Genomic DNA, 24,033 nt, shown 5'->3' with positions numbered 1-24,033 from the left:
CCCGTGGGGACAGGGACGAAGAACACGAAGGGCTTTTGTGGGCCCCCGACAAAACCCTATGCGGGGGTCTCGCCGTCGGCCAGACGCCCCAGGATGAGCGCGATCCGCAGCGTGAACGCGGATCTTACATCCGAAGGCGACCAGCCGGTGACGTCCGTCACACGTCGGAGCCGGTAGCGCACGGTGTTCGGGTGAACGAAGAGCATCCGGGCCGCGCCTTCCAGACTGCTCGCCTGCTCCAGATAGACACTCAGGGTTTCCAGCAGCGCCGAACCGGCTTCTTCGAGAGGTCTGTAGATCTCCTCCACCAACTGCTCGCGGGCGCTCGGATCGCCCGCGATCGCGCGCTCCGGCAGGAGATCGTCCGCCAGCACCGGCCGCGGCGCGTCCTGCCAGGCCGAACACGCCTTCAGGCCCGCGGCGGCGGCCTGCGCGGACCGGGTGGCGGCCAGCAGATCGGGCACGACGGGCCCCGCGACGACCGGCCCGGCGGCATAGGGCCCGATCAGCGACTTGGCGACGGCGAGCGGATTGGCGCTGCCGCCCGCGATGACGACGAGCCGGTCCCCGAGCACCCCGGTGAGCACCTGCAGCTTGGCGTGCCGAGCGGCCCGCCGGATCGCCTCGACGGTCAGTTCGCTGTCCCCGTCGGGCGCGGTCCCGAGCACGACGCACACATGCTCCGGCGAGTTCCAGCCGAGCGCGGCGGCCCGGCTGACGGCCCCTTCGTCCGCCTCCCCGCTGAGTACGGCGTTCACGACCAGCGACTCCAGCCGCGCGTCCCAGGCACCGCGTGCCTCGGCGGCCTGCGCGTACACCTGCGCGGTGGCGAAGGCGATCTCCCGGGCGTACACGAGGAGCGCCTCCCGCAGCACGCTCTCGTCACCGGGCGCGGCCACCTCGTCGATCGCCGACTCCATGACCTCGATGGTGGTGCGCACCATCTCCACGGTCTGCCGCAGCGTGATGGCCCGGGTCAGCTCGCGCGGCGCGGTGCCGAAGACATCGGTCGAGATCGCCTGCGGGGCGTCCGGGTGCCGGAACCACTCGGTGAAGGCCGCGATGCCGGCCTGGGCCACGAGCCCGATCCAGGAACGGTTCTCCGGGGGCATGGCCCGGTACCACGGCAGGGTCTCGTCCATCCGCGCGATGGCCTGCGCGGCGAGGGACCCGGACGACTTCTCCAGCCGCCTGAGGGTCGCGGAGTGCGGGTGGACGTCGCGTGCGTGGTGTTCGGCGTGGGGCTCGCTGCTGTGGGATTCGGGTTCGGGCACGGGACAAGACTGCCTTATCGGGACGGGACCGTGTGCCGCTGGGTCGCAGGTGAGGTCTACGGTGGTGCCCGTGATGGACGTACGGCGCGCCGGTGAGCGCTACCCCGGGGGCGAGCCCGAGGCCGGGATCGAGTCGTGGCACGCCTTCTCCTTCGGGCCGCACTACGACCCCGACAACCTCCGCTTCGGGGCGGTCATCGCCTGCAACGAGGAGCGGCTGGCACCCGGTGCCGGCTTCGACGAACACCCGCACAGCCACACCGAGATCGTCACCTGGGTCGTCGAGGGCGAGCTGACCCACCGTGACTCCACCGGCCAGGAGACGAAGGTCCGCGCCGGTGACGTCCAGCACCTCAGCGCCGCGGCGGGCGTCCGCCACGTGGAGCGCAACGACGGGTCGTCGCCGCTCACCTTCGTCCAGATGTGGCTGGCGCCGCGGGACCCCGGCGGGGAGCCGTCGTACGAGATCATCCCGGGGATAGCCGACTCCACGCCGTACGCGGTGCCGGAGGCGGGGGCGATGCTGCACATACGGCGCCTGGCGGCGGGGGAGCGGACCGCGGTGCCGGACGCCGCGTTCGTGTACGTGCATGTGGTGCGCGGTGGCGTCCGGCTGGGGGCGGAACAACTGGGCGCGGGGGACTCTGCCCGGATCGCGGGGGCGGAGGGCCTGGAGGCGGTGGGGGTGACGGCGACCGAGCTGCTGATGTGGGAGATGGGCGGGTAGGGGGCGACCTCAGCCTCGCAGCTCCGCCAGCACCGCGTCCGTGAACACCGGCCACGCCTCGATCGCCCAGGGCCCGAACGCCCTGTCCGTCAGGGCGACCGCCGCGACTCCCGCATCGGGGTCGATCCACAGGAACGTACCCGACTGCCCGAAGTGCCCGAAGGTGCGCGGAGAGGATGAACTCCCCGTCCAGTGGGGCGACTTGGAGTCGCGGATCTCGAAGCCGAGCCCCCAGTCGTTCGGGTTCTGGTGGCCGTACCCGGGCAGCACGCCCTTCGTCCCCGGGTACTGCACGCTCATCGCCTCCGCGATCGTCCGCGGATCCAGCAGCCGCGGCGCCTGCACCTCCGCCGCGAACCGCAGCAGGTCGGCCACCGTGGACACCCCGTCCTTCGCGGGGGAGCCCTCCAATGTGGTGGACGTCATGCCCAGCGGCTCCAGCACGGCCTGCCGCAGATACTCGGCGAACGGAATGTCCGTCGCCTTGGCGATGTGGTCCCCGAGCTGCTCGAACCCGGCGTTGGAGTAGAGACGGCGCTCGCCGGGAGGCGCCATCGCCTTGTGCTCGTCGAAGGCCAGCCCGGAGGTGTGCGCGAGGAGGTGGCGGACGGTCGAGCCGGGCGGCCCGGCCGGCTCGACCAGCTCGATCGCGCCCTCCTCGTACGCGACCAGCGCCGCATACGCGGCCAGCGGCTTGGTGACCGAGGCGAGCGGAAAGCGGTGCCCGAGGGGACCGTGCGTCCCGAGGACGGTCCCGTCGGCTCGTACGACACCCGCCGCCGCGGTGGGGACGGGCCACTCCTCGATCGACGCGGGGCTGGTCAGGCTGTTCAACGACATGCTCCCGAGCCTATGCGGCTCACAGCAGCAGCCGCATCGACGGGTCCGGGTCCCGCTTGAAGCCGAGCGAGGCGTACAGCGGCTCGGCCTCTGAGGAGGCGTTCAGCAGCACATGACCCGCACCACGCTCCCGGAACCAGGCCAGCAGCTCCTCCATGGCCGCGCGCGCGTACCCCCGCCGCCGGGCGTCCGGGTCGGTCGCGACGCTGAAGACGTGTCCGACCCGCCCGTGCGGATTCCCGGCCTTCCCGATGCGGTACTCCAGCGTTCCCACCACCAGCGCGGCCAGCGCCCCCGGCCGGTCCGGATGGTCCACGACGAAGGCGGCGAAGTCACCGTCCGGCTCGGCCAGCCGCTTCTGCAGCGTCGGCAGCGACTCGGCATGCCAGTCCGTCGATGCGCCGCCTCCCCCGCTCCACAGGGAGTCGATCATCACCTGGCGCAGACGCAGCACTTCCATGGCATCCTCGGGCACGGCCCGGCGTACAAGACTCATGTGTCGCACGCTAGCCAGAAGCCCGGCCCGCGTCCCCGGGTTTCTTACCGAATCCGCTTGCTTGGAGTGCACTCCAACCCCATAGCGTGGGGGCCATGACGGTGATGCAGACGACGCCCGCGGACACCGCGCGAACGACCCCCGCCGACATCTGCTCCGCCCCGCCCAGACGCCATCCACGCCCCGACGGCCAGGACCGCTACACGATCAGTGAGGTCGTCGCGTTCACCGGCCTGACCGCGCACACCCTGCGCTGGTACGAGCGGATCGGCCTGATGCCGCACGTCGACCGCTCGCACACCGGTCAGCGGCGCTACAGCAACCGCGACCTGGACTGGCTGGACTTCGTGACCAAGCTGCGGCTGACCGGCATGCCGGTGGCGGACATGGTCCGGTACGCGGAACTGGTCCGGGAGGGCGAGAGCACCTACGGCGAACGGCGGGACCTGCTGGAGTCGACCCGCCAGGACGTGCTGAACAGGATCGCCGAACTGCGGGACACGCTCAGCGTGCTCGACCGCAAGATCAGCTTCTACGCGATGGAGGGGACCACGCGATGACCGACGCCAGGATTCCGACGGTACGGCTCGGCGAGAACGGACCGGAGGTGGGCGTCCAGGGCCTCGGCTGCATGGGCATGAGCTTCGCGTACGGCCCCACGGATGCCGGCCAGGCGCGTGCCGCGCTGGAGCGGGCGCTGGAGCTGGGCGTGACGCTGTACGACACGGCGGACGCCTACGGCGCGGGGGAGAACGAGCGCTTCCTCTCCCCCTTCTTCACGGCGCACCGGGACGAGGTGGTCATCGCCACCAAGTTCGCCCTGTCGATCCCGCAGGACGACCCGACCAAGCGGATCATCCGCAACGACGCGCCGTACATCCGCGAGGCCGTCGAGGCCAGCCTGAAGCGGCTCGACGTCGATGTGATCGACCTGTACTACATGCACCGCCGCGATGTGAACGTCCCCATCGAGGAGACCGTCGGCACGATGGCGGAGCTGGTCCGCGAGGGCAAGGTCAAGCACCTCGGGCTGAGCGAGGTCACCGCCGACGAGCTGCGCGCCGCGCACGCCGTGCACCCGATCGCGGCCGTGCAGTCGGAGTGGTCCCTGTTCAGCCGGGACATCGAGGCGAAGGTCGTACCGGCCGCGCGGGACCTGGGCGTGGCCCTGGTGCCGTACTCGCCGCTCGGCCGCGGCTTCCTCACCGGCTCCTTCACCCACGCCGAACAGGAGCTCACGGCCGACGACTTCCGCCGTCAGCAGCCCCGCTTCACCGGCGCCAACGCGACCGCCAACGCGGCCCTCCTGGAGCCGATCCGCGCGATCGCCGAAGCCCACGACGCCACCCTCGGCCAGATCGCCCTGGCCTGGGTACAGCAGCGGGCGACGATCGACACGCTCCCGGTGGTTCCCATCCCGGGCACCCGCAAGCCGGGCCGGGTGGCGGAGAACGTGGCCGCGACGGCCATCGTCCTGACGGACGAGGAACTGTCCCAACTGGAGCCCATCGCGGCCGAGGTGGCCGGCGAGCGCTACGCGGACATGGCGTTCACCTCCGCGGGCCGGGAGTAGCTCAGAGTTCCGCCAGGAGTTCGGCCTTCTTCGAGGAGAACTCCTCGTCGGTGACCAACCCGGCCTGGTGCAACTCCCCGAGATGCCGGATCCGTTCGGCGATGTCCGCCGGGTCGCGCCGTGACGGGGCCGGTACCGCAGGTACCGGCCCCCGCGTGCGTACGGCCGCCAGGACCGCTGCGGCGAACGGCAGCGACTCGTGCACCGGCCCGTACCCCAGCCCGAAGACCACGGCCGCCGGATCCTGGTCGGGCTGCGGGGACGCGTCCGAGCCGGGGGCACGGCGAACCAGCCGCAGATGCCCCTCGAACACCTCCGGCGACCGCCACTCCACCCCGCTCAGCTGCGTGACCGGAAAACTCTGGTCGCCGGCCTTCCACTTCGCCGACGACGCCCCCGTCCACGACCAGCGGAACTGCACGGCCGTACCGTCGAAGCTCGCCTTGCCGTCGTACGCCTTGAACGACAGCGGCGCCTCGGGCGCCGCCACCAGATGCCGCTCGGTGGCCCCGGACTCGGTCAACAGCCCCTTCAGTTCGTCGGCGTAGTACTCGGCGAGCGTCTCCCGCTCGGTCGGCAGCACCAGCCGGTACGGATCAGAGCCCTCCTTCAGCTGCCCGTCCGCCGCCTCCATCAGCGGATCCGCGCCGACGCGCGGCAGCAGCCGCAGCACGACGGTGCCGCGCCTGCCCGGGGAGAGCGTCACGCCCTCGACCGCGGACAGCGGAACCCGCCGCTCCCCGAGTGCCTGGAACAGCTTCGGTGTCCGAATCCCCCGTTCGTAACGGATGAGCACGGAGTCGGACTCGAACTCCCAGACGGCATGAAAACCCGCCAGTACGTCACCCATGCGGCTCATCGTATGCGGCACGTGCTCCTCCGTCGCCACCCGCGCAGACCGCACTTCCTGCTGTTTCTACGCGCGTCCTGCCGTGGTGCTGCCGGACACACCGGCCCGGCACAGGTCGTTCTCGCGTGCGCACGTCACTGCGTCGTACGCCCCGACGGCCACGTCGGCGAGGTTGCGCAGGCTGTCCGTGCCCGGCTGGAAATAGCCGGCGTGGCCCTGTGCGTCCCGGGCGGACAGCACGCGCGCACCGAACGCCGAGGACACCGGATCGGCGCCGTGCCCGAGTCCGCCGAGCTCCAGGTACGGCACGTCCTGGATCCAGTCGCTGGAGTCCCGCATGGCCCACACCCGGGCCGTCGTGTCCAGGTGGGAGGCGCTGGAGACCCGCATGCCGGGGCTCGCGGCCACGGCTATGTCGGTCACCCGGCGCGGCATGCCGTGCGCGGCCACCCCGCAGACCACGGAGCCGTAGCTGTGGCAGACCGTCGTCACCGGGGCACGGCCGGGCAGGCCGCCGAGCAGCGCGTTCAGCCGTACGGCACCCTCCGCGGCGCGCAGCCCGGTGGCCGCGTCCACGCCGAGGCCGTCGGGGGCGGTGTAGTCGGCCCAGGCGATCACGGCCGTACGGGTCGTGGGGCTCTGCGCGCGCTCCGCCGCGTACAGCGCCTTGGCCATGCCGACCGGGGCGGTGTACTGGCGGTTGGTCTTCTGGAAGGTGAGCAGATCGGTGTCGACACCGGGGACGACGACCGAGATCCGCTGCGCCCGGTCCAGGTTCCCGAACACCTCCGCGATACGGCCCGAGCCCTCGGGGTCGAAGGCCAGGATCTGCCTGCCGGGGCTCGTCAGGGCCTCGTAGCGGTGCATTCGACGGCCCGCGTCCTGCTGTCCGGCCGCGCTGAGCCGGCTGTCGTGCATGCGTTTCTTCTCGACCTTGCGCTGCTGCTCCAGCGCCATGTGGTTGGCGCGGTAGCGCAAGGTCACGGGGGCGCCGTTCATGTTGCCGACCGCGAGCGGGTAGCGGCGGGCGAGACGGCCCTGGTCCTCGGGGGAGAGGGACGCGAAGAAACGGCTGAGCACGGACGGTGCGGCCTTGGGATCCGGCAGCTGGAGGCCGTGGATGCTGCCGTGCTCCCACTTGGTGAGCGAGGCCTGCAGTGCGGTCGACTCCCTGTGGCTGTGCAGGGCGGTCCAGCCGGTGGTCGCGAGCATCACGAACACCACGGCCAGTGCCAGCAGTGCGCGCCAGACGTTCAGTTGCGGGGAGGTGTCGAAGGAAGTCACTGGGAGGACACACTAGGAGAACGGGAGGGTCTCGGGGTAACGGAGTGACAGGTATCACGTTTCGCGAGGCGTCGAACGCGTTGTCAACGATCTCGATTTGAGCGCCAGTTCCCCATAAGTGCCGAACCCACCTGATCGAGGTAGGACGCGGTGAGTTGACGGATCGCCACCAGACTGAAGTCTTCGCCCGTGCACCACTGCCGTTCGGTGACCCTTATCACTCCGCCGAACACCGCCACGGCCAGCCGCGGTCGAGGGTCGGCGTCGACGTCCACGCCCTCGCGCTCGGCCAGCAGGCGCGCGATGGTCTCCTCCGTGGCCGCCGAGCGACGCAGATGGGCGGCGAGCAGCGCGGGCGTCGTCTCGATCGTCCGGTACATGCGCAGATACAGCTCGACGGGTACGGCCGACTCGACGGTCTCCCGGATCCCGTCCCAGCCCTCCAGGACCGCCTGCCGCAGGGCCTCCAACGGCGCCTCGTGCGGCGGACGCGCGCGTACGGCCTCGACGAAGCGCGCCTCCGTCATCTCCTGGACCGCGAACGCCACGTCCTCCTTGCCGGCGAAGTAACGGAAGAAGGTGCGCTGCGAGACGTCGACGGCCTCGGTGATCTCGTCGACGGTCGTGTGCTCGTACCCCTGGGTCGTGAACAGCTCCAGGGCGGCCCGCAGCAGCGCTTCCCGGGTGCGCTGTTTCTTGCGTTCGCGCAGTGTTTCCATGTGTGTCAGTTACTGACGGATGAAATCATTTGTCAATTGTCAGAGGCTGTCACTAGCCTCGAACGCATGACTAGTCAGACCACCATCGACGCGACGGGGCCGGGGGACACGGCACCGGAAGCCCCGCTCGAGTCGCCTCCGGCCGCGGGGCTGCGCGGCCATCCCTGGCTCACCCTGATCACCGTCGCCGTGGGCGTCATGATGGTGGCCCTCGACGGCACGATCGTGGCGATCGCGAACCCGGCGATCCAGAAGGACCTGGGGGCCACCTTCGCCCAGGTGCAGTGGATCACCAACGGCTACTTCCTCGCCCTCGCGGTCTCCCTGATCACCGCGGGCAAGCTCGGTGACCGCTTCGGCCACCGGCAGACCTTCCTGATCGGCGTGACCGGCTTCGCCGCCGCCTCCGGCGCCATCGGCCTGTCCCACAGCATCGCCGCGGTCGTCACCTTCCGTGTCTTCCAGGGCCTGTTCGGCGCGCTGCTGATGCCGGCCGCGCTCGGCCTGCTGCGGGCCACCTTCCCGGCCGAGAAGCTCAACATGGCCATCGGCATCTGGGGCATGGTGATCGGCGCGTCCACCGCGGGCGGTCCGATCCTCGGCGGTGTCCTCGTCGAGCACGTCAACTGGCAGTCGGTGTTCTTCATCAACGTGCCGGTCGGCGCGCTCGCCCTGCTCCTGGGCGTGCTGATCCTGCGCGACCACCGTGCCGAGAACGCCCCGCGCTCCTTCGACATCCTCGGCATCGCACTGCTCTCCGGCGCGATGTTCTGCCTGGTCTGGGCCCTGATCAAGGCACCGACCTGGGGCTGGGGCGACGGTAGGACGTGGCTGTTCATCGGCGCGTCCGTGGTGCTCTTCGCCGCGTTCTCGTTCTGGGAGACGAGGGTCGCGGAGCCCCTGATCCCGCTGGGCCTCTTCCGCTCGGTACCGCTCTCGGCGGGCGTGGTCCTCATGGTCCTGATGGCCATCGCGTTCATGGGCGGCCTGTTCTTCGTGACGTTCTACCTCCAGAACGTGCACGGCATGAGCCCCATCGACGCCGGCCTGCACCTGCTGCCGCTCACCGGCATGATGATCGTCGGCTCGCCGCTCGCCGGTGCCGCGATCACCAAGCTCGGCCCGCGCATCCCGCTGGCCGGCGGCATGGCCGCGACCGCGATCGCCATGTACGGCATGTCCACGCTCAAGGCCGACACCGGCAGCGGTGTGATGTCGATCTGGTTCGCGCTGCTCGGCCTGGGCCTCGCGCCGGTCATGGTCGGCGCCACCGAGGTCATCGTCGGCAACGCCCCGATGGAGCTCTCCGGAGTGGCGGGCGGCCTCCAGCAGGCGGCCATGCAGATCGGCGGCAGCCTCGGTACGGCCGTGCTGGGCGCGGTGATGGCCTCCAAGGTCGACAGCGACCTGCCGGGCAACTGGGCGAAGACAGGGCTGCCCAAGCCGACCCCGGTCCAACTGCACCAGGCCTCCGAGTCGGTCCAGGTCGGCGTGGCCCCGGTGCCGAAGGGGGCGTCGGTGCAGATCGCCGCGAAGATCACCGAGGTCGCCCATCACACGTTCATCTCCGGGATGAGCCTCGCCTCCCTGGTCGCCGCGGGTGTGGCGGCGGTCGCCGTCCTGGTCGCGCTGCTCACCAAGCGGGGCGCGAACGCGGAGGCGGGCGCGGGCGTGGGCCACATCTGAGGCTCTCCGCCCGGGTGTCTTCGGGGCGGAGTTCCCCTATCAGGGTGACTCCGCTAAAGATCGCTCGCACCGGGCGCGCGCCGCAGGTCACAGTGGGTCAAGTCCTCCGCAGGGCATGGGAGGACAGCAGGGCTGTGGCGCGCGCTGCGGAGGGGGCTGCGCGCGCCAATGCCTGCGGCGCGGTTGCCTGCGGCGCTTTGGCCGGCCGGCAACCGGGGAGGGTCTGCTGGTTCGTCGCCCCTTCGGGGCGCCCGGACCGCTGGGTGACGCGGTGTGGGGGTATGGGACTACGACGGCGGGGAGCGCCCCCGTAAGGGGCGCGGGGAACTGCGCGATCAGCCCCCACTCCCCCGCACCCGGCAACGCCCCGCAGCCCCACCCCAGTTGCCGCCCCGGTCAAAGCCGAGCGCAGCGGCTACGCGTCGCCGCCCGCCGCCCCCGGATGCGCCGCCGACACGTCCAGCAGCTGGTACCGGTCGATGGCCTGCTTCAGCACCGAGCGGTCCACCTTGCCCTCCCGGGCCAGCTCGGTCAGCACCGCGACGACGATCGACTGGGCGTCGATGTGGAAGAAGCGCCGCGCCGCACCCCGGGTGTCGGCGAAGCCGAAGCCGTCCGCGCCGAGCGACTGGTACGTGCCCGGCACCCACCGCGCGATCTGGTCCGGAACCGATCGCATCCAGTCGGACACGGCCACGAACGGCCCCTCGGCGCCGCTGAGTTTCCGCGTCACATACGGCACCCGCTGCTCCTCCTCCGGGTGCAGCAGATTGTGCTCCTCGCACGCCACGGCCTCGCGGCGCAGCTCGTTCCAGGAGGTGGCCGACCAGACGTCCGCGCGCACGTTCCAGTCCGCGGCGAGGATCCGCTGTGCCTCCAGCGCCCAGGGGACCGCCACGCCGGACGCCATGATCTGCGCAGGGACCGAGCCGCTCGTGCCGTCACTGAGCTTGTGGACGCCCTTGAGGATGCCCTCGACGTCCACGTTCGCCGGCTCGGCCGGGTGCTGGATGGGCTCGTTGTAGACGGTCAGGTAGTAGAAGACGTCCTCGCCGTGCGGGTGCTCGGCGTCGCCGCCGTACATCCGCCGCAGGCCGTCCTGGACGATGTGCGCGATCTCGTAGGCGTACGCCGGGTCGTAGGCCACGCACGCCGGGTTGGTCGAGGCGAGCAGCTGCGAGTGGCCGTCCGCGTGCTGCAGGCCCTCACCGGTCAGGGTCGTACGGCCGGCGGTCGCACCCAGCACGAACCCGCGCGCCAGCTGGTCGGCCATCTGCCAGAACTGATCGCCGGTGCGCTGGAAACCGAACATCGAGTAGAAGACGTAGACCGGGATCAGCGGCTCGCCGTGCGTGGCGTAGGCCGAGCCCGCCGCGATCAGGGAGGCCGTACAGCCCGCCTCGGAGATGCCGTCGTGCAGCATCTGGCCGGTCGGCGACTCCTTGTAGGCGAGCAGCAGCTCCCGGTCCACCGACTCGTACTGCTGGCCGAGCGGGTTGTAGATCTTCGCGCTCGGGAAGAAGGAGTCCATGCCGAACGTGCGGTACTCGTCCGGCGCGATCAGCACGAACCGCCGGCCGATCTCCTTGTCCCGCATCAGGTCCTTGAGGAGCCGGACGAACGCCATCGTCGTGGCGATGGACTGCTGTCCCGTGCCCTTCTTCACCGTCGCGTACGCCTTGTCGTCCGGCAGCGCGAGCGGCTTGGAGCGCACGACGCGCGTCGGGACGTACCCGCCGCACTGGTGGCGCATGTCGTGCATGTACTGGATCTCGTCCGTGTCCCGGCCCGGGTGGTAGTACGGCGGCAGGCCGGACTCCAGCTCCTTGTCGGAGATCGGCAGGTGCAGCCGGTCCCGGAAGCGCTTGAGGTCGTCGACCGTCAGCTTCTTCATCTGGTGCGTGGCGTTGCGGCCCTCGAAGTTGGGGCCCAGCGTCCAGCCCTTGATCGTCTTGGCCAGGATGACCGTCGGCTGGCCCTTGTGCTCCTTGGCCGCCTTGAACGCCGCGTAGATCTTGCGGTGGTCGTGACCGCCGCGGCCCAGGTGCAGGATCTGGTCGTCGGTCATGTTCTCGACCATCGCCCGCAGCCGGTGGTCGTCGCCGAAGAAGTGCTCGCGGATGTACGCGCCGGACTCCGTGGCGTACGTCTGGAACTGCCCGTCCGGGGTCGTGTTCATCTTGTTGACGAGGATGCCGTCCCGGTCCTGCGCGAGCAGCGGGTCCCAGGTGCGGTCCCAGATCAGCTTGATCACGTTCCAGCCGGCGCCCCGGAAGATCGACTCCAGCTCCTGGATGATCTTGCCGTTGCCGCGCACCGGGCCGTCGAGCCGTTGCAGGTTGCAGTTGACGACGAAGGTCAGGTTGTCCAGGCCCTCCCGGGCCGCGATGGACAGCTGGCCGAGCGACTCCGGCTCGTCCATCTCGCCGTCGCCGAGGAACGCCCACACGTGCGACCTGGAGGTGTCGGCGATGCCGCGCGCCTCCATGTAGCGGTTCATCCGCGCCTGGTAGATCGCGCCGAGCGGGCCGAGGCCCATGGAGACCGTCGGGAACTCCCAGAAGTCCGGCATGGAGCGCGGGTGCGGGTAGCTGGACAGGCCGTTCGGGTACCGCGACTTCTCCTGGCGGAAGCCGTCGAGCTGGTCCGCGGTGAGCCGGTCGAGCAGGTACGCGCGCGCGTAGATGCCAGGGGAGGCGTGGCCCTGGAAGAAGACCTGGTCGCCGCCGTCGCCCTGGTCCTTGCCGCGGAAGAAGTGGTTGAAGCCGACGTCGTAGAGCGAGGCGGAGGAGGCGAAGGTGGCGATGTGGCCGCCGACGCCGATGCCGGGGCGCTGGGCGCGGGAGACCATCACCGCGGCGTTCCAGCGGGTCGCGTTGAGGATCTTGCGCTCGATCTCCTCGTTGCCCGGGAAGAACGGCTCGCTCTTGGTCGGGATCGTGTTCACGTAGTCCGTGCTGCGCATCTCGGGCACGGCCACGCGCCGCTCGCGGGCCCGCTCGATCAGCCGGAGCATGAGGTAGCGGGCCCGCTCCCGGCCGCGCTCGTCCACGGCGGCGTCGAGGGAATCGAGCCACTCCTGCGTCTCTTCGGGATCGAAGTCAGGAACCTGACTCGGAAGGCCGCCAATGATGATCGGATTGCGATCGGATCCGGAAGCCACGCTGTTCCTTACCTGTCAGAGGGCCAGTTGTCCGCACCTGCCTACACCGCTCCCCATCGTGTACCTCGGGAGGGCGTACGTCATCTCCTCGGTGTGTGCATCGTGTCCGCACCGGTCAAAACGCAACGATACGCCCGGGGTGTGACGCGCTTGGCAAAGGTGTTCGAGGGGCGTATCACCGGATGATTCTGAGATGATTCCGAACGGAGCAAACCGGGCACATCGGTGTGATGTGGGTCACGCGGAATCGGGGTACGGTGCCAGGAGTTGCGGCGACACGGCCCGGATCGTCACCGTTTCGGCGGTCCAAACGGCCGGGTACTTGCGCGATCCGTCCCGCCCGTGTGGACTACGGCCAATGCTTCGCGCACGCGCGTGGCTGAGATACTCACCAAGACATGATCAGGAGGCAACCCGTGAGCGCGACCGCGGACCACGCGGAGGAGCGGACGAACCCTGCCGCCAGGCTGGGGTTCCAGCCCGGGCAGGTGGTCCAGGAGATCGGCTACGACGACGACGTCGATCAGGAGCTCCGCGAGGCCATCGAGGAAACCATCGAGGGCGACCTGATGGACGAGGAGTACGACGACGTGGCCGACGCCGTTGTGCTGTGGTTCCGTGACGACGACGGCGACCTGACGGATGCGCTGGTGGATGCCACCACGTACATCGAAGAGGGTGGCGCGATCCTGCTCCTGACGCCGAAGACCGGCCGTACGGGGTACGTGGAGCCGAGCGACATCCAGGACGCCGCCACGACGGCCGGCCTGACGGCGTCGAAGAGCGTCAGCGTGGGCAAGGACTGGAGCGGAAGCCGGCTTGCTACGCCGAAGGCGGCCAAGTCCAAGAGGTGATCTCCTCTTCCCACCACCGGACGGGCTGGAATTCGCCCCGGCCCGTCCGGAAGGCCCCGGTGATCGCTGCGTAGGGTGGACCCGAGCGTGTGCTGTGCGCTCACCCGAACGGCCCACCGAAAGGATGCACGACGATGGCGATCCAGGTCGGCGACAAGGCGCCCGACTTCGAGCTCAAGGACAACCACGGCCGGAGCGTGAAGCTCTCGGACTTCCGCGGCGAGAAGAACGTGGTCCTCCTCTTCTACCCCTTCGCCTTCACCGGCGTGTGCACCGGCGAACTGTGCGAGCTGCGCGACAACCTGCCGAAGTTCGAAGACCGCGACACCCAGCTGCTCGCCGTCTCCAACGACTCCATCCACACCCTGCGCGTCTTCGCCGAGCAGGAGGGCCTGGAGTATCCGCTGCTCAGCGACTTCTGGCCGCACGGCAACGTCTCGCGCGCGTACGGCGTCTTCGACGAGGACAAGGGATGCGCCGTCCGGGGCACCTTCATCATCGACAGGGAAGGCGTCGTGCGGTGGACCGTGGTCAACGGCCTGCCGGACGCGCGCGACCTGAACGACTACGTGAAGGCGCTCGACACCCTGTAGGCCTCTGTAGGCCGACCGTGGCCGACACCTGTGATGCTCCGGGTCCAGGGTCTGCGGGGGGCGGGAACCCGTCACTAGGATCGGCTCGTTGATCCCATATCCGAAGCACGACGGGGCTCCCCGCCCCTGGACACCACATGGAGGACCCGTGGGAGTCAGCCTCAGCAAGGGCGGCAACGTATCGCTGACGAAGGAGGCCCCGGGCCTGACCGCCGTCATCGTCGGTCTGGGGTGGGACGTGCGCACCACGACCGGCTCCGACTTCGACCTCGACGCCAGCGCGCTGCTGCTGAACAACACCGGCAAGGTCGCCAGCGACCAGCACTTCGTCTTCTTCAACAACCTCAAGAGCCCCGACGGCTCGGTTGAGCACACCGGTGACAACATCACCGGTGAGGGCGAGGGCGACGACGAACAGATCAAGATCAACCTGGCCGCCGTCCCGGCCGACATCGAGAAGATCGTCTTCCCGGTGTCGATCTACGACGCAGAGAACCGCCAGCAGTCCTTCGGCCAGGTCCGCAACGCCTTCATCCGCGTCGTGAACCAGGCGGGCGAGCAGGAGATCGCCCGCTACGACCTGAGCGAGGACGCCTCCACCGAGACCGCCATGGTCTTCGGCGAGCTCTACCGGCACGGGGCGGAGTGGAAGTTCCGCGCCATCGGCCAGGGCTACGCCTCGGGCCTGCGCGGCATCGCGCAGGACTTCGGCGTCAACGTCTGATCCCGGCAGGGTCACGACCCCTGCACCGTTCCGGCGCCGCACCGTTTACGGGCGGCGCCGGACGCGCAGGACAACCAGGGAAGCACCACTAGGGGAGGACCAGCATCATGGGCGTCACGCTCGCCAAGGGAGGCAATGTCTCCCTCTCCAAAGCCGCACCGAATCTCACCAACGTCATGATCGGCCTCGGCTGGGACGCGCGTTCCACCACGGGCGCCCCCTTCGACCTGGACGCCAGCGCGCTGCTGTGCGGCGCCGGCAACCGCGTCCTCGGCGACGAGTGGTTCGTCTTCTACAACCAGCTCAAGAGCCCCGACGGCTCGGTCGAGCACACCGGTGACAACCTCACCGGTGAGGGCGAGGGCGACGACGAGTCGATCCTGGTGGACCTCGCCAAGGTGCCGGCGCACTGCGAGAAGATCGTCTTCCCGGTCTCCATCCACATGGCGGACGAGCGCGGCCAGACCTTCGGCCAGGTCTCCAACGCCTTCATCCGGGTCGTGAACCAGGCCGACGGCCAGGAACTGGCCCGCTACGACCTCAGTGAGGACGCCTCCACCGAGACCGCCATGATCTTCGGCGAGCTGTACCGCTACCAGGGAGAATGGAAGTTCCGCGCCGTCGGTCAGGGGTATGCGTCGGGCCTGCGCGGCATCGCCCTGGACTTCGGGGTGAACGTCTCGTAGCCGCGCCCTCTCCCAGGGACCTGCGCTGTGGCTTTTCGGTGAGGGTTGCCCTGGCTGGTACCACCGGTCGGATGCACCTCTAGACTCGGGGTCAACGTTTAGCAAAGCCGAGTACGGCGCGGGGGAGCCCCTCCCCCAGACTTCGTCTGGGAGGGACCCCCAGACACGATTGGGTAGCCAGTGCTTCTGAAAACCTTCGGCTGGTCGTTCGCGGTCACCGCGCTCGGCCTGGTCGCCGCGGTCTTCTACGGGGGGTGGGAGGCCTTCGGTGTCGTCGCGATCCTGGCCATCCTCGAGATCTCGCTGTCGTTCGACAACGCGGTGGTCAACGCCGGCATCCTGAAGAAGATGAACGCCTTCTGGCAGAAGATCTTCCTCACGGTCGGCGTTCTCATCGCGGTGTTCGGCATGCGGCTGGTCTTCCCCGTCGTGATCGTCGCCCTCACCGCCAAGCTCAACCCCGTCGACGCGGTCCACCTGGCCTTCACCGACAAGAACCGTTACCAGCAGCTGGTCACCGACGCCCACCCGGCGATCGCCGCGTTCGGCGGAATGTTCCTGCTGATGATCTTCCTGGACTTCATCTTCGAGGACCGGGACATCCAGTGGCTGCAGTGGCTGGAGCGGCCGCTGGCCAAGCTCGGCAAGATCGACATGCTGTCGGTCTGCGTCTCGCTGATCGTCCTGCTGATCACCTCCTTCACCTTCGCCACCCACGCCCACCAGCACGGCGGCGCCCATGTCGACAAGGCGCAGACGGTCCTGATCGCCGGTATCGCCGGCCTGATCACGTACATGATCGTCGGCGGTCTGTCCGGCTACTTCGAGGACCGGTTGGAGGAAGAGGAGGAGCGCGAGCACGAGGAGGAGGAAGAGGCCGCCCGCACCGGCAAGAAGAAGTCGGCGGTGCTGCTGGCCGGCCAGGCCGCGTTCTTCATGTTCCTCTACCTGGAAGTCCTGGACGCGTCCTTCTCCTTCGACGGTGTGATCGGCGCCTTCGCCATCACCAACGACATCGTGATGATGGCCCTCGGCCTCGGCATCGGAGCGATGTACGTCCGCTCGCTCACGGTCTACCTGGTCCGCCAGGGCACCCTCGACGACTACGTCTTCCTGGAGCACGGCGCCCACTACGCGATCGGCGCCCTGGCCGTGATCCTCATGGTCACCATCCAGTACGAGATCAACGAGGTCATCACCGGTCTCGTCGGCGTCGTCCTGATCGCCCTGTCCTTCTGGTCCTCCGTCCGCCGCAACCGCGCGCTGGCGGCCGAGGGCGAGGGCACCGACGAGAGGGCCGAGGTCTCCTCAGGGGTGTGAGCCGGGTCCCCTACGGGACAGATCCGGGCCGTGACGGGGTGTGACACCCCGCCGGGCGAGGAACGCTCTGAATCGGGGCGGCCGACGCGGTCGGCCGCCCCGACGGCGTGGTGAACGAGTACATGAGCACCTGGGGGCGGGAATGGGTTTCTTCGACGGGCTGCGGGGCGCCGGCGCCGCCGAATTCGACGCGGGCAACGCCTCGACGAACTCCATCGAACTGACCAGGCGGCACCAGACGGTGTCCCTCACCAAGCAGGACGCGGCCACCGGCCATCTGCGCATCAACCTCACCTGGCGGATGCGCACCTCCGACTTCGACAGCAACCAGCGCACCAGCCTCTTCCGGCACCCCTTCAGGGCCCTCAGGCCACCGGAGGTCCTCGGCCACGGCCAGAGCATGGTCAACGTCGACCTCGACCTGGGCTGCCTGTACGAACTGACCGACGGCACCAAGGGCGTCGTCCAGCCGCTCGGCAACTACCTCGGCGACGTCAACGCACCGCCGTACATAAAGCTCAGCGGCGACGACCGGTTCGGCTCGGCGTCCGGCGAGACGATGTACGTCAACCTCGACCACCGCGACGCCATCAAGCGCCTGCTGGTCTTCGTCTACATCTACGACCAGACCCCGGCCTTCGACCGGACCCACGCGATCGTGACTCTCTACCCCAGCAACGGTCCTCGGATCGAGATAGGCCTGGACGAGCGGCATCCGCAGGCCCGCTCGTGCGCGGTGGTGATGATCGAGAACGTCAAGGGCGAGCTGGTCGTACGCCGGGAGGTGAAGTTCGTGTACGGCTTCCAGGGCGAGCTGGACCGGTTGTACGGGTGGGGGCTGCAGTGGGGCAGGGGTTACAAGACGAAGGTGGAGAGGTGAAGCGCCCCGAAGGGGCGCGGGGAACTGCGCGAAGAACCACGACGCACCCGCACCCGCAAAATCACACGCGGCCCCGAGCCATGAGGCGCACTCACCGCCCGATGAACTGCGGCCCCTGCGGAGGCAACCGGAAGTTCGGATCCACCGGCCCCGCGCCCACTGGCACCGGCACCGGCACCGGCTGAGGGTACCCATACGCCGGCGGAGCCGACGTCGGCTGCGGATACCCATAGGCGGGCGGCTGCTGCGGAACCACCGGAGGCACCTCCTCCGACTCGTCCACCGAGATACCGAAGTCCGTCGCGAGCCCCTTCAGCCCGTTCGAATACCCCTCGCCCAGCGCGCGGAACTTCCAGCCCTCCCCGCGCCGGTACAGCTCACCGCAGATCAGCGCCGTCTCCGCACCGGTCTCCGGCTTGATCTCGAACCGGGCCAGCGGCTCGGCGTCGGCGACCGCGGCGTCGTACAGCAGGATGCACAGCGCCGGCACCCGGTCGAAGGTGACCCCGTCCGCGGACGCGACCAGCAGGATCCGGCCGACGTCGGGCTCGACGCCGGGCAGGTCCGTCTGGATCGTGTCGGTCAGCCCCTCGGCGACGCGCTTCTTGCCCAGCCGCCACACCTTTCCGGAGGGGTGCCGGGGCTGGTTGTAGAAGACGAAGTCCTCGTCGGTGCGCACACGGCCGTCGGGGCCCAGCAGCAGCGCCGAGGCGTCCACGTCGGGGACCTCCTGTCCGGGCGCCCAGCGCAGCACGGCGCGGACCGTGGTGGCTTCCAGCGGGATGTTCGACCCCTTCAGCATCGCGTGCGTCATGCGGTCATCCTGCCTTCTCGGTCCTGGCCACGACAATGCGGGGGGTGGTGACCCAGCGCGTGGCCGACACGGGCGAGTTACCGGAAATTCATGCCCGCCGGGAACCTCTGACACAGATCCCTACGTACTATTACCGGCCACCCTTTACCGAACACTGAGACTCGGGCTCATCGCCCTGGGGGAGTTCTATGCGTCATTTCGGGCACATCGCCCCCGAGGTGCGGCAGCGCCTCTTCCACCGGGAGCCGTGCGCGTTCACCGCCGACTCTCCGGCCCGGCTGCTCGCCGCCGCCCTCGGCGCCACCCTGTACAGCCCGGCCACCAGGCCGCGGCTCGCCGACGACATCGTCAAGCAGGCCGGGAACGGCGTGGTCTCGATGGTGCTGTGCCTGGAGGACTCGATCGACGACGCGGACGTGGTGGCCGGTGAGGAGAACCTCGTCCGGCAGTTCGCCGACCTGGCCGCCCGGCCCGGCGCAGAGCCCCCGCTGCTCTTCATCCGGGTGCGCGCCCCCGAGCAGATCCCCGACCTCGTACGGCGCCTCGGCGCGTCCGTGCGGCTGCTGTCCGGGTTCGTGCTGCCCAAGTTCACCGAGGAGCGCGGCATCCCCTTCCTGGAGGCCCTGACGGCCGCCGAGGCGCTCAGCGGACGCCGGCTGTTCGCCATGCCCGTCCTGGAGTCCCCGGAGCTGCTCTACCGCGAGTCCCGCGTGGACACCCTGGAGGGCATCGCCCGCGCGGTCGACAAGTACCGCGACCGGGTGCTCGCCCTGCGCCTCGGCGTGACCGACTTCTGCTCCTCCTACGGCCTGCGCCGCGCCCCCGACATGACCGCCTACGACGTGCAGATCGTCGCCTCGGTGATCGCCGACGTCGTGAACATGCTGGGCCGGGCCGACGGCACCGGATTCACCGTGACCGGACCCGTGTGGGAGTACTTCCGGGTCTCCGAGCGCATGTTCAAGCCCCAGCTGAGGCAGAGCCCCTTCCTGGAGGTGCAGGCCGTCGAGCTGCGCGAGAGGCTGATCGAGCACGCCATGGACGGACTGCTGCGGGAGATCTCCCTCGACCAGGCCAACGGCCTGCTCGGCAAGACCTGCATCCACCCCTCCCACGTGCTGCCCGTCCACGCGCTGTCCGTGGTCAGCCACGAGGAGTACAGCGACGCCCAGGACATCCTGCGGCCGGAACGCGGCGGCGGGGGTGTACTCCGGTCGGCCTACACGAACAAGATGAACGAGGTGAAGCCGCACCGCGCCTGGGCCGAGCGGACCCTGCTGCGCGCCGAGGCCTTCGGCGTGGCCCACGAGGACGTCGGCTTCGTCGAGCTGCTCGCCGCCGGAATAAGGAACGCATGAAGAACGCAGTGAACCACGGGGTCTGGTCCGGCAGCTGGGTCGCCGAGCGGCTGGGCGTCGAACTCGTGGGGGACGACGGCCTGCGAGCCCTGCTCGGGCTCGCCCTGCGGCGCAATCCCAAGCGGGCCCATCTGCTGGTGTCGAACGTGCTCGGCAAGCACGTTCCGCAGTCGCCGGCGGTGGTGTACGGGCATGGGTTCCGGCTCGGCCGACAGGTCGCCGCGATGCTCTCCGAGGGGGAGGCGCGGAGTGCGGTGGTCCTGGGTTACGCGGAGACCGCGACCGGGCTGGGCCACGCCGTGGCCGACGGCCTGGGTGCGGCGCCGTATCTGCACTCCACGCGTCGGCCGGTGGCCGGGGTCGCCCGTGCGGGCGGCTTCGAGGAGAGCCACTCGCACGCCACCTCGCATCTGCTGCTCCCCGAGGATCCCGCCCTGCTGACCGGAGATGGTCCGCTGGTCCTGGTCGACGACGAGTTCTCCACCGGGAACACGGTCCTGAACACCATCCGTGAGCTGCACGAACGCTATCCGCGCAAGCGTTACGTGGTGGTCGCCCTGGTCGACATGCGCTCGCCCGAGGACGCCGACCGGATGGCTCGGTTCGCCACCGGGATCGGCGCCCGGGTGGACCTGATCGCCGCCGCCACCGGGACCGTACGGCTGCCGGAGGGTGTGCTGGACAAGGGGCAGCGGCTGGTCGCCGAGCACGACCAGCGGCACGGCTCGCCCGAGCCGTCGTACGGCCGTGTCACCCGGGTGGAGCTCCACTGGCCCCACCGCCTCCCCGACGGTGGCCGGCACGGCTTCACGCCCGCCCATCGGGCCCGCCTGGAGTCCGCGCTGCCCGCCATGGCCGCCCGGGTGGCCGACGCCCTGCCCGCCTCCGCCCGGCGTGTCCTCGTGCTCGGCTCCGAGGAGCTGATGTACGCCCCCCTGCGCCTGGCCCGTGAGCTGGAGCAGGTCGTACCGGCCGAGGTGCGGTTCTCCACCACCACCCGCTCGCCCGTCCTGGCGCTGGACGACCCCGGGTATGCGATCCGTACCCGGCTGGTCTTTCCCGCGCACGACGACCCGGCCGACGGGTCCGGCGAGCGGTACGCCTACAACGTCGCGGGCGGTGACTTCGACGCCGTGGTCGCCGTGGTCGACTCCGTCGCCGACACCCCCGCCCTGCACGCGCCCGACGGCCTGCTGACCCGCCTCGCCGCACACACCCCGCACGTCCTGCTCGCGGTCGTCCCGTCGTACGTACCGCACGCTTCCGAAAGGCCGGCCATGCTGCCCGAGCCCCTCCGTGGCCCCGCATTCTCCAGCTACGCGCCCGAGGAGGTCGGCTGGCTGCTCCAGGACCTCTCCGACGTCACGCTGGAGGCGCCGACCGAGGAGCGGGAGGAGGCCATCCAGAGCGGTGGCGCGCACTACGCCGAGTCGCTGCCGGTGGAGTACCAGCCGAGCGAGCAGTACCAGGAGCTGTTCCACGCGGCCCTCGACACCTCCGCCGCCCGGATCGCGCAGGCCGTCGGCGTGGTCACCGAGGCCGTCATCGCCGAGCGGTCGCCGCGCCCGGTGCTGGTCTCGCTCGCCCGCGCGGGCACCCCGGTCGGCATCCTCATGCGCCGCTGGGCGCAGTTCCGGCACGGCCTCGATCTCCCGCACTACGCGGTGTCGATCGTGCGCGGCCGGGGCATCGACGCCAACGCGCTGCGCTGGCTCGCCGCCCACCACGACCCGCGCGACGTCGTGTTCGTCGACGGCTGGACCGGCAAGGGCGCCATCACCCGCGAACTCGCCCAGGCCGTCGAGGAGTTCGAGGCGAAGGAGGGCGTCACCGGCTTCGACCCGGAGATCGCCGTACTCGCCGACCCGGGCTCCTGCGTGCGCACCTACGGCACCCGCGAGGACTTCCTCATACCCTCCGCCTGCCTCAACTCGACCGTCTCCGGGCTGATATCGCGGACCGTCCTGCGCGCGGACCTGGTCGGCCCGAGCGACTTCCACGGCGCGAAGTTCTACCGCGAACTCGCCGGCGCCGACGTCTCCGTGGCCTTCCTCGACGCCGTCTCGGCCCGCTTCCCGGAGGTCGCCGACACCGTCGACACCGCGGTCAAGGAGCTGATGGCCGAGGACCGCGACCCGACCTGGGCCGGCTGGCGGGCCGTGGAGCGGATCAGCGAGGAGTACGGCATCCACGACGTGAACCTCGTCAAGCCCGGCGTCGGCGAGACCACCCGGGTGCTGCTGCGCCGGGTGCCGTGGAAGATCCTGGCGCGCGCAGGGGCCGGCGCCGACCTCGACCACGTACGCATGCTCGCCGAGCAGCGGGGAGTCCCCGTCGAGGAGGTCGGTGAGCTGCCGTACACCTGCGTCGGGCTGATCCACCCCAAGTACACGCGCGGTGCCACGGGCGCCGACGGCAAGGCGGTGAACGTCTGATGCCGGTGCTGGTGGCGAGCGATCTCGACCGTACGCTGATCTACTCCTCGGCGGCCCTCGCGCTGACCATGCCGGACGCGCGGGCGCCCCGGCTGCTGTGCGTGGAGGTGCACGAGGCCAAGCCGCTCTCCTACATGACGGAGACGGCGGCCCAGCTGCTCACCGACCTCGGCGACACGGCCGTCTTCGTGCCGACGACGACCCGCACCCGCAAGCAGTACCAGCGGATCAACCTGCCCGGGCCGCCCCCGAAGTACGCGATCTGCGCCAACGGCGGCCATCTGCTGGTCGACGGCGTGACGGACACCGACTGGCACGCCGGTGTGCTCGCCCGCCTCGCCGACGAGTGCGCGCCGCTGGCCGAGGTCCACGACCATCTGCTGCGCTCGGCGGACCCGGCCTGGGTGCGCAAGCACCGCATCGCCGAGGACCTGTTCACCTACCTCGTCGTCGAGCGCGAGCTGCTGCCCGAGGACTGGGTGAAGGAGCTGGCCGTGTGGGCGGAGAACCGCGGCTGGACCGTCTCGCTCCAGGGCCGCAAGATCTACGCCGTACCGAAGCCGCTCACCAAGAGCGCGGCCGTCCGCGAGATCGCCCGCCGCACCGGCGCCGAGCGCACGCTGGCCGCCGGGGACTCCCTCCTGGACGCCGACCTCCTCCTCGCCGCCGACCGCGGCTGGCGCCCGGGCCATGGCGAGCTGTCCGACACCGGTTGGACCGCTCCGGAGATCAGCGCGCTGCCCGAGCGGGGGGTGCTGGCGGGGGAGAGGATCGTCCGGGAGTTTCTACGGGCTGCTCGACAACAGGACTAGCCGCAGCACCCTCCGCCACAACAGCCACCGCCGCCCCCACCGGACGCGGGGGCGGGGGCAGCGGTGGCCGTGCCGCCCACCGCCACCGTCGACAGCAGTTTCACCGTGTCGTCATGCCCCGCAGGGCACGTCGCGGGGGCGGCGGACTCGGCCATGGGGCGGCTCAGTTCGAACGTGTCGCCGCAGGTACGGCAGCGGTACTCATAGCGAGGCATGGCCACAGATTACTGCCCGGCCTGCTCGCGCTCGACGGCATCCGGGTGCCGGGCCCGCCAGTAGGGGTTGTCGTGCGGCAGGGTCGAGCCGACCCGGCCGTACATGCCGAAGGTCATCAGCAGCAGGCCCACGATGAAGCTGAAGAACACGTTCTGGATCTTGAACGCCAGGAAATTGTGCGTGGTGTCCAGCAGGCCGAGGCTCAGGAAGCCGCTCAGCAGGAACAGCACCCCGAACACCAGGTTCAGCGTGGACGCCACGTTTCCGCCGATCACCATGCCGGCGAGCAGGATCGCGCCGACGACGATCGACAGCACGCTCAGCGTTCCGTTGGTGTTCAGCCCGGCGACCGTGGCACCGCCGGTGTCGAAGAAGCCGATGTGGTTGATCAGACCCAGGATGCCGAAGGCGACGAGGAACGCGCCGATCAGGCCCGCGCCGATCCGGTAGACCATGTTCAGCCGATGGTCGACGGGCAGGTGCTTGTCGAACTCGATCCGCCGTCGCGGCCCCGTGTCCCGCGTGTGCGCTGCGTGTGTGGCCATATCCGCCTCCTCGGGCGCTAGCGGAGGCCATGCGTTCATCCAATATCCGCCCGCCACACCGCGCCCTGCAACCGACCGCAGCACAGCGCACCCACGGCAGGCCCCCGCTCAGTGCCCCCCACGCTCCTCGCGGATCTGGGCCACTACCCGCGCCACCGTCTGCCGCACTGCATCTGTCTCGGTC

General features: G+C 69.9%; 23 protein-coding genes. 13 read left to right on the top strand and 10 right to left on the bottom strand.

Annotation, left to right across the window (positions count from 1 at the left end; translation table 11 throughout):
• Positions 1 to 56 precede the first annotated feature (56 nt).
• On the bottom strand, positions 57 to 1,274 hold the full coding sequence (locus ACWCQS_RS26910; RefSeq protein WP_388621947.1) for a PucR family transcriptional regulator: 1,218 nt from the start codon (positions 1,272 to 1,274) through the stop codon (positions 57 to 59).
• 73 nt (positions 1,275 to 1,347) lie between these two features.
• Between ACWCQS_RS26910 and ACWCQS_RS26905 the strand changes: the two genes are divergently transcribed.
• A complete protein-coding gene (locus ACWCQS_RS26905) occupies positions 1,348 to 2,001 on the top strand; it encodes a pirin family protein (protein ID WP_451006920.1) in 654 nt (217 codons plus the stop codon).
• Positions 2,002 to 2,010: 9 nt separating this feature from the next.
• On the opposite strand, the gene ACWCQS_RS26900 is transcribed toward ACWCQS_RS26905, so the two are convergent.
• Positions 2,011 to 2,841: a serine hydrolase domain-containing protein gene (locus tag ACWCQS_RS26900; RefSeq protein ID WP_451006827.1), complete on the bottom strand. Its 831-nt coding sequence runs from the start codon at positions 2,839 to 2,841 to the stop codon at positions 2,011 to 2,013.
• A 19-nt stretch (positions 2,842 to 2,860) separates the two neighbouring features.
• Entirely contained in the window at positions 2,861 to 3,337 is a 477-nt protein-coding gene (locus ACWCQS_RS26895; protein WP_451006826.1) for a GNAT family N-acetyltransferase, read from the bottom strand.
• A gap of 95 nt (positions 3,338 to 3,432) precedes the next feature.
• Here ACWCQS_RS26895 and ACWCQS_RS26890 point away from each other — a divergent pair, with 95 nt between their 5' ends.
• Together ACWCQS_RS26890 and ACWCQS_RS26885 are read left to right on the top strand one after the other, a co-directional pair.
• Positions 3,433 to 3,897 carry a MerR family transcriptional regulator gene (locus tag ACWCQS_RS26890; RefSeq protein WP_451006825.1) on the top strand — a complete coding sequence of 155 codons (465 nt, stop codon included), beginning with the start codon at positions 3,433 to 3,435 and terminating at the stop codon, positions 3,895 to 3,897.
• Positions 3,894 to 4,910, top strand: a complete 1,017-nt coding sequence (locus ACWCQS_RS26885) for an aldo/keto reductase (RefSeq protein WP_451006824.1) — start codon at positions 3,894 to 3,896, stop codon at positions 4,908 to 4,910. The genes ACWCQS_RS26890 and ACWCQS_RS26885 overlap by 4 nt, the downstream gene beginning before the upstream one ends.
• A gap of 1 nt (position 4,911) precedes the next feature.
• Here the strand turns inward: ACWCQS_RS26885 and ACWCQS_RS26880 are convergent, their stop codons facing one another.
• The 3 genes from ACWCQS_RS26880 to ACWCQS_RS26870 form a co-directional block, all read right to left on the bottom strand.
• Positions 4,912 to 5,760, bottom strand: coding sequence for a DUF4429 domain-containing protein (locus ACWCQS_RS26880; protein WP_451006823.1), 849 nt, complete (start codon positions 5,758 to 5,760; stop codon positions 4,912 to 4,914).
• 66 nt (positions 5,761 to 5,826) lie between these two features.
• Positions 5,827 to 7,044 carry an alpha/beta hydrolase gene (locus ACWCQS_RS26875; protein ID WP_451006822.1) on the bottom strand — a complete coding sequence of 406 codons (1,218 nt, stop codon included), beginning with the start codon at positions 7,042 to 7,044 and terminating at the stop codon, positions 5,827 to 5,829.
• 83 nt (positions 7,045 to 7,127) lie between these two features.
• Complete coding sequence (locus ACWCQS_RS26870; protein WP_451006821.1) at positions 7,128 to 7,763, bottom strand: TetR family transcriptional regulator; 636 nt, start codon at positions 7,761 to 7,763, stop codon at positions 7,128 to 7,130.
• A 66-nt stretch (positions 7,764 to 7,829) separates the two neighbouring features.
• Between ACWCQS_RS26870 and ACWCQS_RS26865 the strand changes: the two genes are divergently transcribed.
• A complete protein-coding gene (locus ACWCQS_RS26865) occupies positions 7,830 to 9,449 on the top strand; it encodes an MFS transporter (RefSeq protein ID WP_451006820.1) in 1,620 nt (539 codons plus the stop codon).
• Positions 9,450 to 9,864: 415 nt separating this feature from the next.
• Here ACWCQS_RS26865 and aceE read toward each other — a convergent pair whose 3' ends face one another.
• Entirely contained in the window at positions 9,865 to 12,612 is a 2,748-nt protein-coding gene (aceE, locus tag ACWCQS_RS26860) for a pyruvate dehydrogenase (acetyl-transferring), homodimeric type (protein WP_451006819.1), read from the bottom strand.
• 416 nt (positions 12,613 to 13,028) lie between these two features.
• On the opposite strand from aceE, the gene ACWCQS_RS26855 reads away from it, so the two are divergent.
• The 6 genes from ACWCQS_RS26855 to ACWCQS_RS26830 all read left to right on the top strand — a co-directional run bounded on the left by ACWCQS_RS26855 (position 13,029) and on the right by ACWCQS_RS26830 (position 17,669).
• Positions 13,029 to 13,466 (top strand): DUF3052 domain-containing protein, encoded by a 438-nt coding sequence (locus tag ACWCQS_RS26855; RefSeq protein WP_361244565.1) that lies wholly within the window; start codon positions 13,029 to 13,031, stop codon positions 13,464 to 13,466.
• A 134-nt stretch (positions 13,467 to 13,600) separates the two neighbouring features.
• The gene (locus ACWCQS_RS26850) at positions 13,601 to 14,059 is read left to right on the top strand and encodes a peroxiredoxin (RefSeq protein ID WP_451006818.1); all 459 of its coding nucleotides are present in this window, start codon (positions 13,601 to 13,603) and stop codon (positions 14,057 to 14,059) included.
• Positions 14,060 to 14,207: 148 nt separating this feature from the next.
• Positions 14,208 to 14,783, top strand: a complete 576-nt coding sequence (locus ACWCQS_RS26845) for a calcium homeostasis/redox stress adaptation protein (protein WP_451006817.1) — start codon at positions 14,208 to 14,210, stop codon at positions 14,781 to 14,783.
• A gap of 107 nt (positions 14,784 to 14,890) precedes the next feature.
• Positions 14,891 to 15,469: a TerD family protein gene (locus tag ACWCQS_RS26840; protein ID WP_351798132.1), complete on the top strand. Its 579-nt coding sequence runs from the start codon at positions 14,891 to 14,893 to the stop codon at positions 15,467 to 15,469.
• Positions 15,470 to 15,649: 180 nt separating this feature from the next.
• On the top strand, positions 15,650 to 16,789 hold the full coding sequence (locus ACWCQS_RS26835) for a DUF475 domain-containing protein (RefSeq protein ID WP_451006816.1): 1,140 nt from the start codon (positions 15,650 to 15,652) through the stop codon (positions 16,787 to 16,789).
• Between the two features lie 142 nt (positions 16,790 to 16,931).
• Positions 16,932 to 17,669, top strand: coding sequence for a TerD family protein (locus ACWCQS_RS26830; RefSeq protein ID WP_451006815.1), 738 nt, complete (start codon positions 16,932 to 16,934; stop codon positions 17,667 to 17,669).
• A gap of 91 nt (positions 17,670 to 17,760) precedes the next feature.
• On the opposite strand, the gene ACWCQS_RS26825 is transcribed toward ACWCQS_RS26830, so the two are convergent.
• A complete protein-coding gene (locus ACWCQS_RS26825) occupies positions 17,761 to 18,483 on the bottom strand; it encodes a TerD family protein (protein ID WP_451006814.1) in 723 nt (240 codons plus the stop codon).
• Positions 18,484 to 18,671: 188 nt separating this feature from the next.
• Here ACWCQS_RS26825 and ACWCQS_RS26820 point away from each other — a divergent pair, with 188 nt between their 5' ends.
• From ACWCQS_RS26820 to ACWCQS_RS26810, 3 genes are read left to right on the top strand one after another with little or no spacing between them, the layout of a single operon-like run.
• The gene (locus tag ACWCQS_RS26820; RefSeq protein WP_451006813.1) at positions 18,672 to 19,841 is read left to right on the top strand and encodes an HpcH/HpaI aldolase/citrate lyase family protein; all 1,170 of its coding nucleotides are present in this window, start codon (positions 18,672 to 18,674) and stop codon (positions 19,839 to 19,841) included.
• Complete coding sequence (locus tag ACWCQS_RS26815; RefSeq protein ID WP_451006812.1) at positions 19,838 to 22,276, top strand: phosphoribosyltransferase; 2,439 nt, start codon at positions 19,838 to 19,840, stop codon at positions 22,274 to 22,276. The genes ACWCQS_RS26820 and ACWCQS_RS26815 overlap by 4 nt, the downstream gene beginning before the upstream one ends.
• Positions 22,276 to 23,088, top strand: coding sequence for an HAD family hydrolase (locus tag ACWCQS_RS26810; protein ID WP_451006811.1), 813 nt, complete (start codon positions 22,276 to 22,278; stop codon positions 23,086 to 23,088). The genes ACWCQS_RS26815 and ACWCQS_RS26810 overlap by 1 nt, the downstream gene beginning before the upstream one ends.
• Here the strand turns inward: ACWCQS_RS26810 and ACWCQS_RS26805 are convergent.
• Both ACWCQS_RS26805 and ACWCQS_RS26800 read right to left on the bottom strand, forming a co-directional pair.
• Positions 23,085 to 23,303: an FmdB family zinc ribbon protein gene (locus ACWCQS_RS26805; protein ID WP_388621916.1), complete on the bottom strand. Its 219-nt coding sequence runs from the start codon at positions 23,301 to 23,303 to the stop codon at positions 23,085 to 23,087. The genes ACWCQS_RS26810 and ACWCQS_RS26805 overlap by 4 nt on opposite strands.
• Before the next feature lie 9 nt (positions 23,304 to 23,312).
• Positions 23,313 to 23,849: a DUF4383 domain-containing protein gene (locus ACWCQS_RS26800; protein ID WP_451006810.1), complete on the bottom strand. Its 537-nt coding sequence runs from the start codon at positions 23,847 to 23,849 to the stop codon at positions 23,313 to 23,315.
• Between the last annotated feature and the right edge of the window lie 184 nt (positions 23,850 to 24,033).

Source organism: Streptomyces sp. NPDC002076 (genome assembly GCF_053593835.1).
This window is presented reverse-complemented; position numbering and strand designations above follow the sequence as displayed.

Excerpts from the sequence above, each read along its gene's own strand:
- ACWCQS_RS26895 (WP_451006826.1), bottom strand. The coding sequence starts at position 3,337 with ATGAGTCTTGTACGCCGGGCCGTGCCCGAGGATGCCATGGAAGTGCTG.
- ACWCQS_RS26825 (WP_451006814.1), bottom strand. The coding sequence starts at position 18,483 with ATGACGCACGCGATGCTGAAGGGGTCGAACATCCCGCTGGAAGCCACC.
- ACWCQS_RS26900 (WP_451006827.1), bottom strand. The coding sequence starts at position 2,841 with ATGTCGTTGAACAGCCTGACCAGCCCCGCGTCGATCGAGGAGTGGCCC.
- ACWCQS_RS26870 (WP_451006821.1), bottom strand. The coding sequence starts at position 7,763 with ATGGAAACACTGCGCGAACGCAAGAAACAGCGCACCCGGGAAGCGCTG.
- ACWCQS_RS26830 (WP_451006815.1), top strand. The coding sequence starts at position 16,932 with ATGGGTTTCTTCGACGGGCTGCGGGGCGCCGGCGCCGCCGAATTCGAC.
- ACWCQS_RS26820 (WP_451006813.1), top strand. The coding sequence starts at position 18,672 with ATGCGTCATTTCGGGCACATCGCCCCCGAGGTGCGGCAGCGCCTCTTC.
- ACWCQS_RS26800 (WP_451006810.1), bottom strand. The coding sequence starts at position 23,849 with ATGGCCACACACGCAGCGCACACGCGGGACACGGGGCCGCGACGGCGG.
- ACWCQS_RS26805 (WP_388621916.1), bottom strand. The coding sequence starts at position 23,303 with ATGCCTCGCTATGAGTACCGCTGCCGTACCTGCGGCGACACGTTCGAA.
- ACWCQS_RS26865 (WP_451006820.1), top strand. The coding sequence starts at position 7,830 with ATGACTAGTCAGACCACCATCGACGCGACGGGGCCGGGGGACACGGCA.
- ACWCQS_RS26905 (WP_451006920.1), top strand. The coding sequence starts at position 1,348 with ATGGACGTACGGCGCGCCGGTGAGCGCTACCCCGGGGGCGAGCCCGAG.
- ACWCQS_RS26840 (WP_351798132.1), top strand. The coding sequence starts at position 14,891 with ATGGGCGTCACGCTCGCCAAGGGAGGCAATGTCTCCCTCTCCAAAGCC.
- ACWCQS_RS26815 (WP_451006812.1), top strand. The coding sequence starts at position 19,838 with ATGAAGAACGCAGTGAACCACGGGGTCTGGTCCGGCAGCTGGGTCGCC.
- ACWCQS_RS26890 (WP_451006825.1), top strand. The coding sequence starts at position 3,433 with ATGACGGTGATGCAGACGACGCCCGCGGACACCGCGCGAACGACCCCC.
- ACWCQS_RS26810 (WP_451006811.1), top strand. The coding sequence starts at position 22,276 with ATGCCGGTGCTGGTGGCGAGCGATCTCGACCGTACGCTGATCTACTCC.
- ACWCQS_RS26885 (WP_451006824.1), top strand. The coding sequence starts at position 3,894 with ATGACCGACGCCAGGATTCCGACGGTACGGCTCGGCGAGAACGGACCG.
- ACWCQS_RS26880 (WP_451006823.1), bottom strand. The coding sequence starts at position 5,760 with ATGGGTGACGTACTGGCGGGTTTTCATGCCGTCTGGGAGTTCGAGTCC.
- ACWCQS_RS26850 (WP_451006818.1), top strand. The coding sequence starts at position 13,601 with ATGGCGATCCAGGTCGGCGACAAGGCGCCCGACTTCGAGCTCAAGGAC.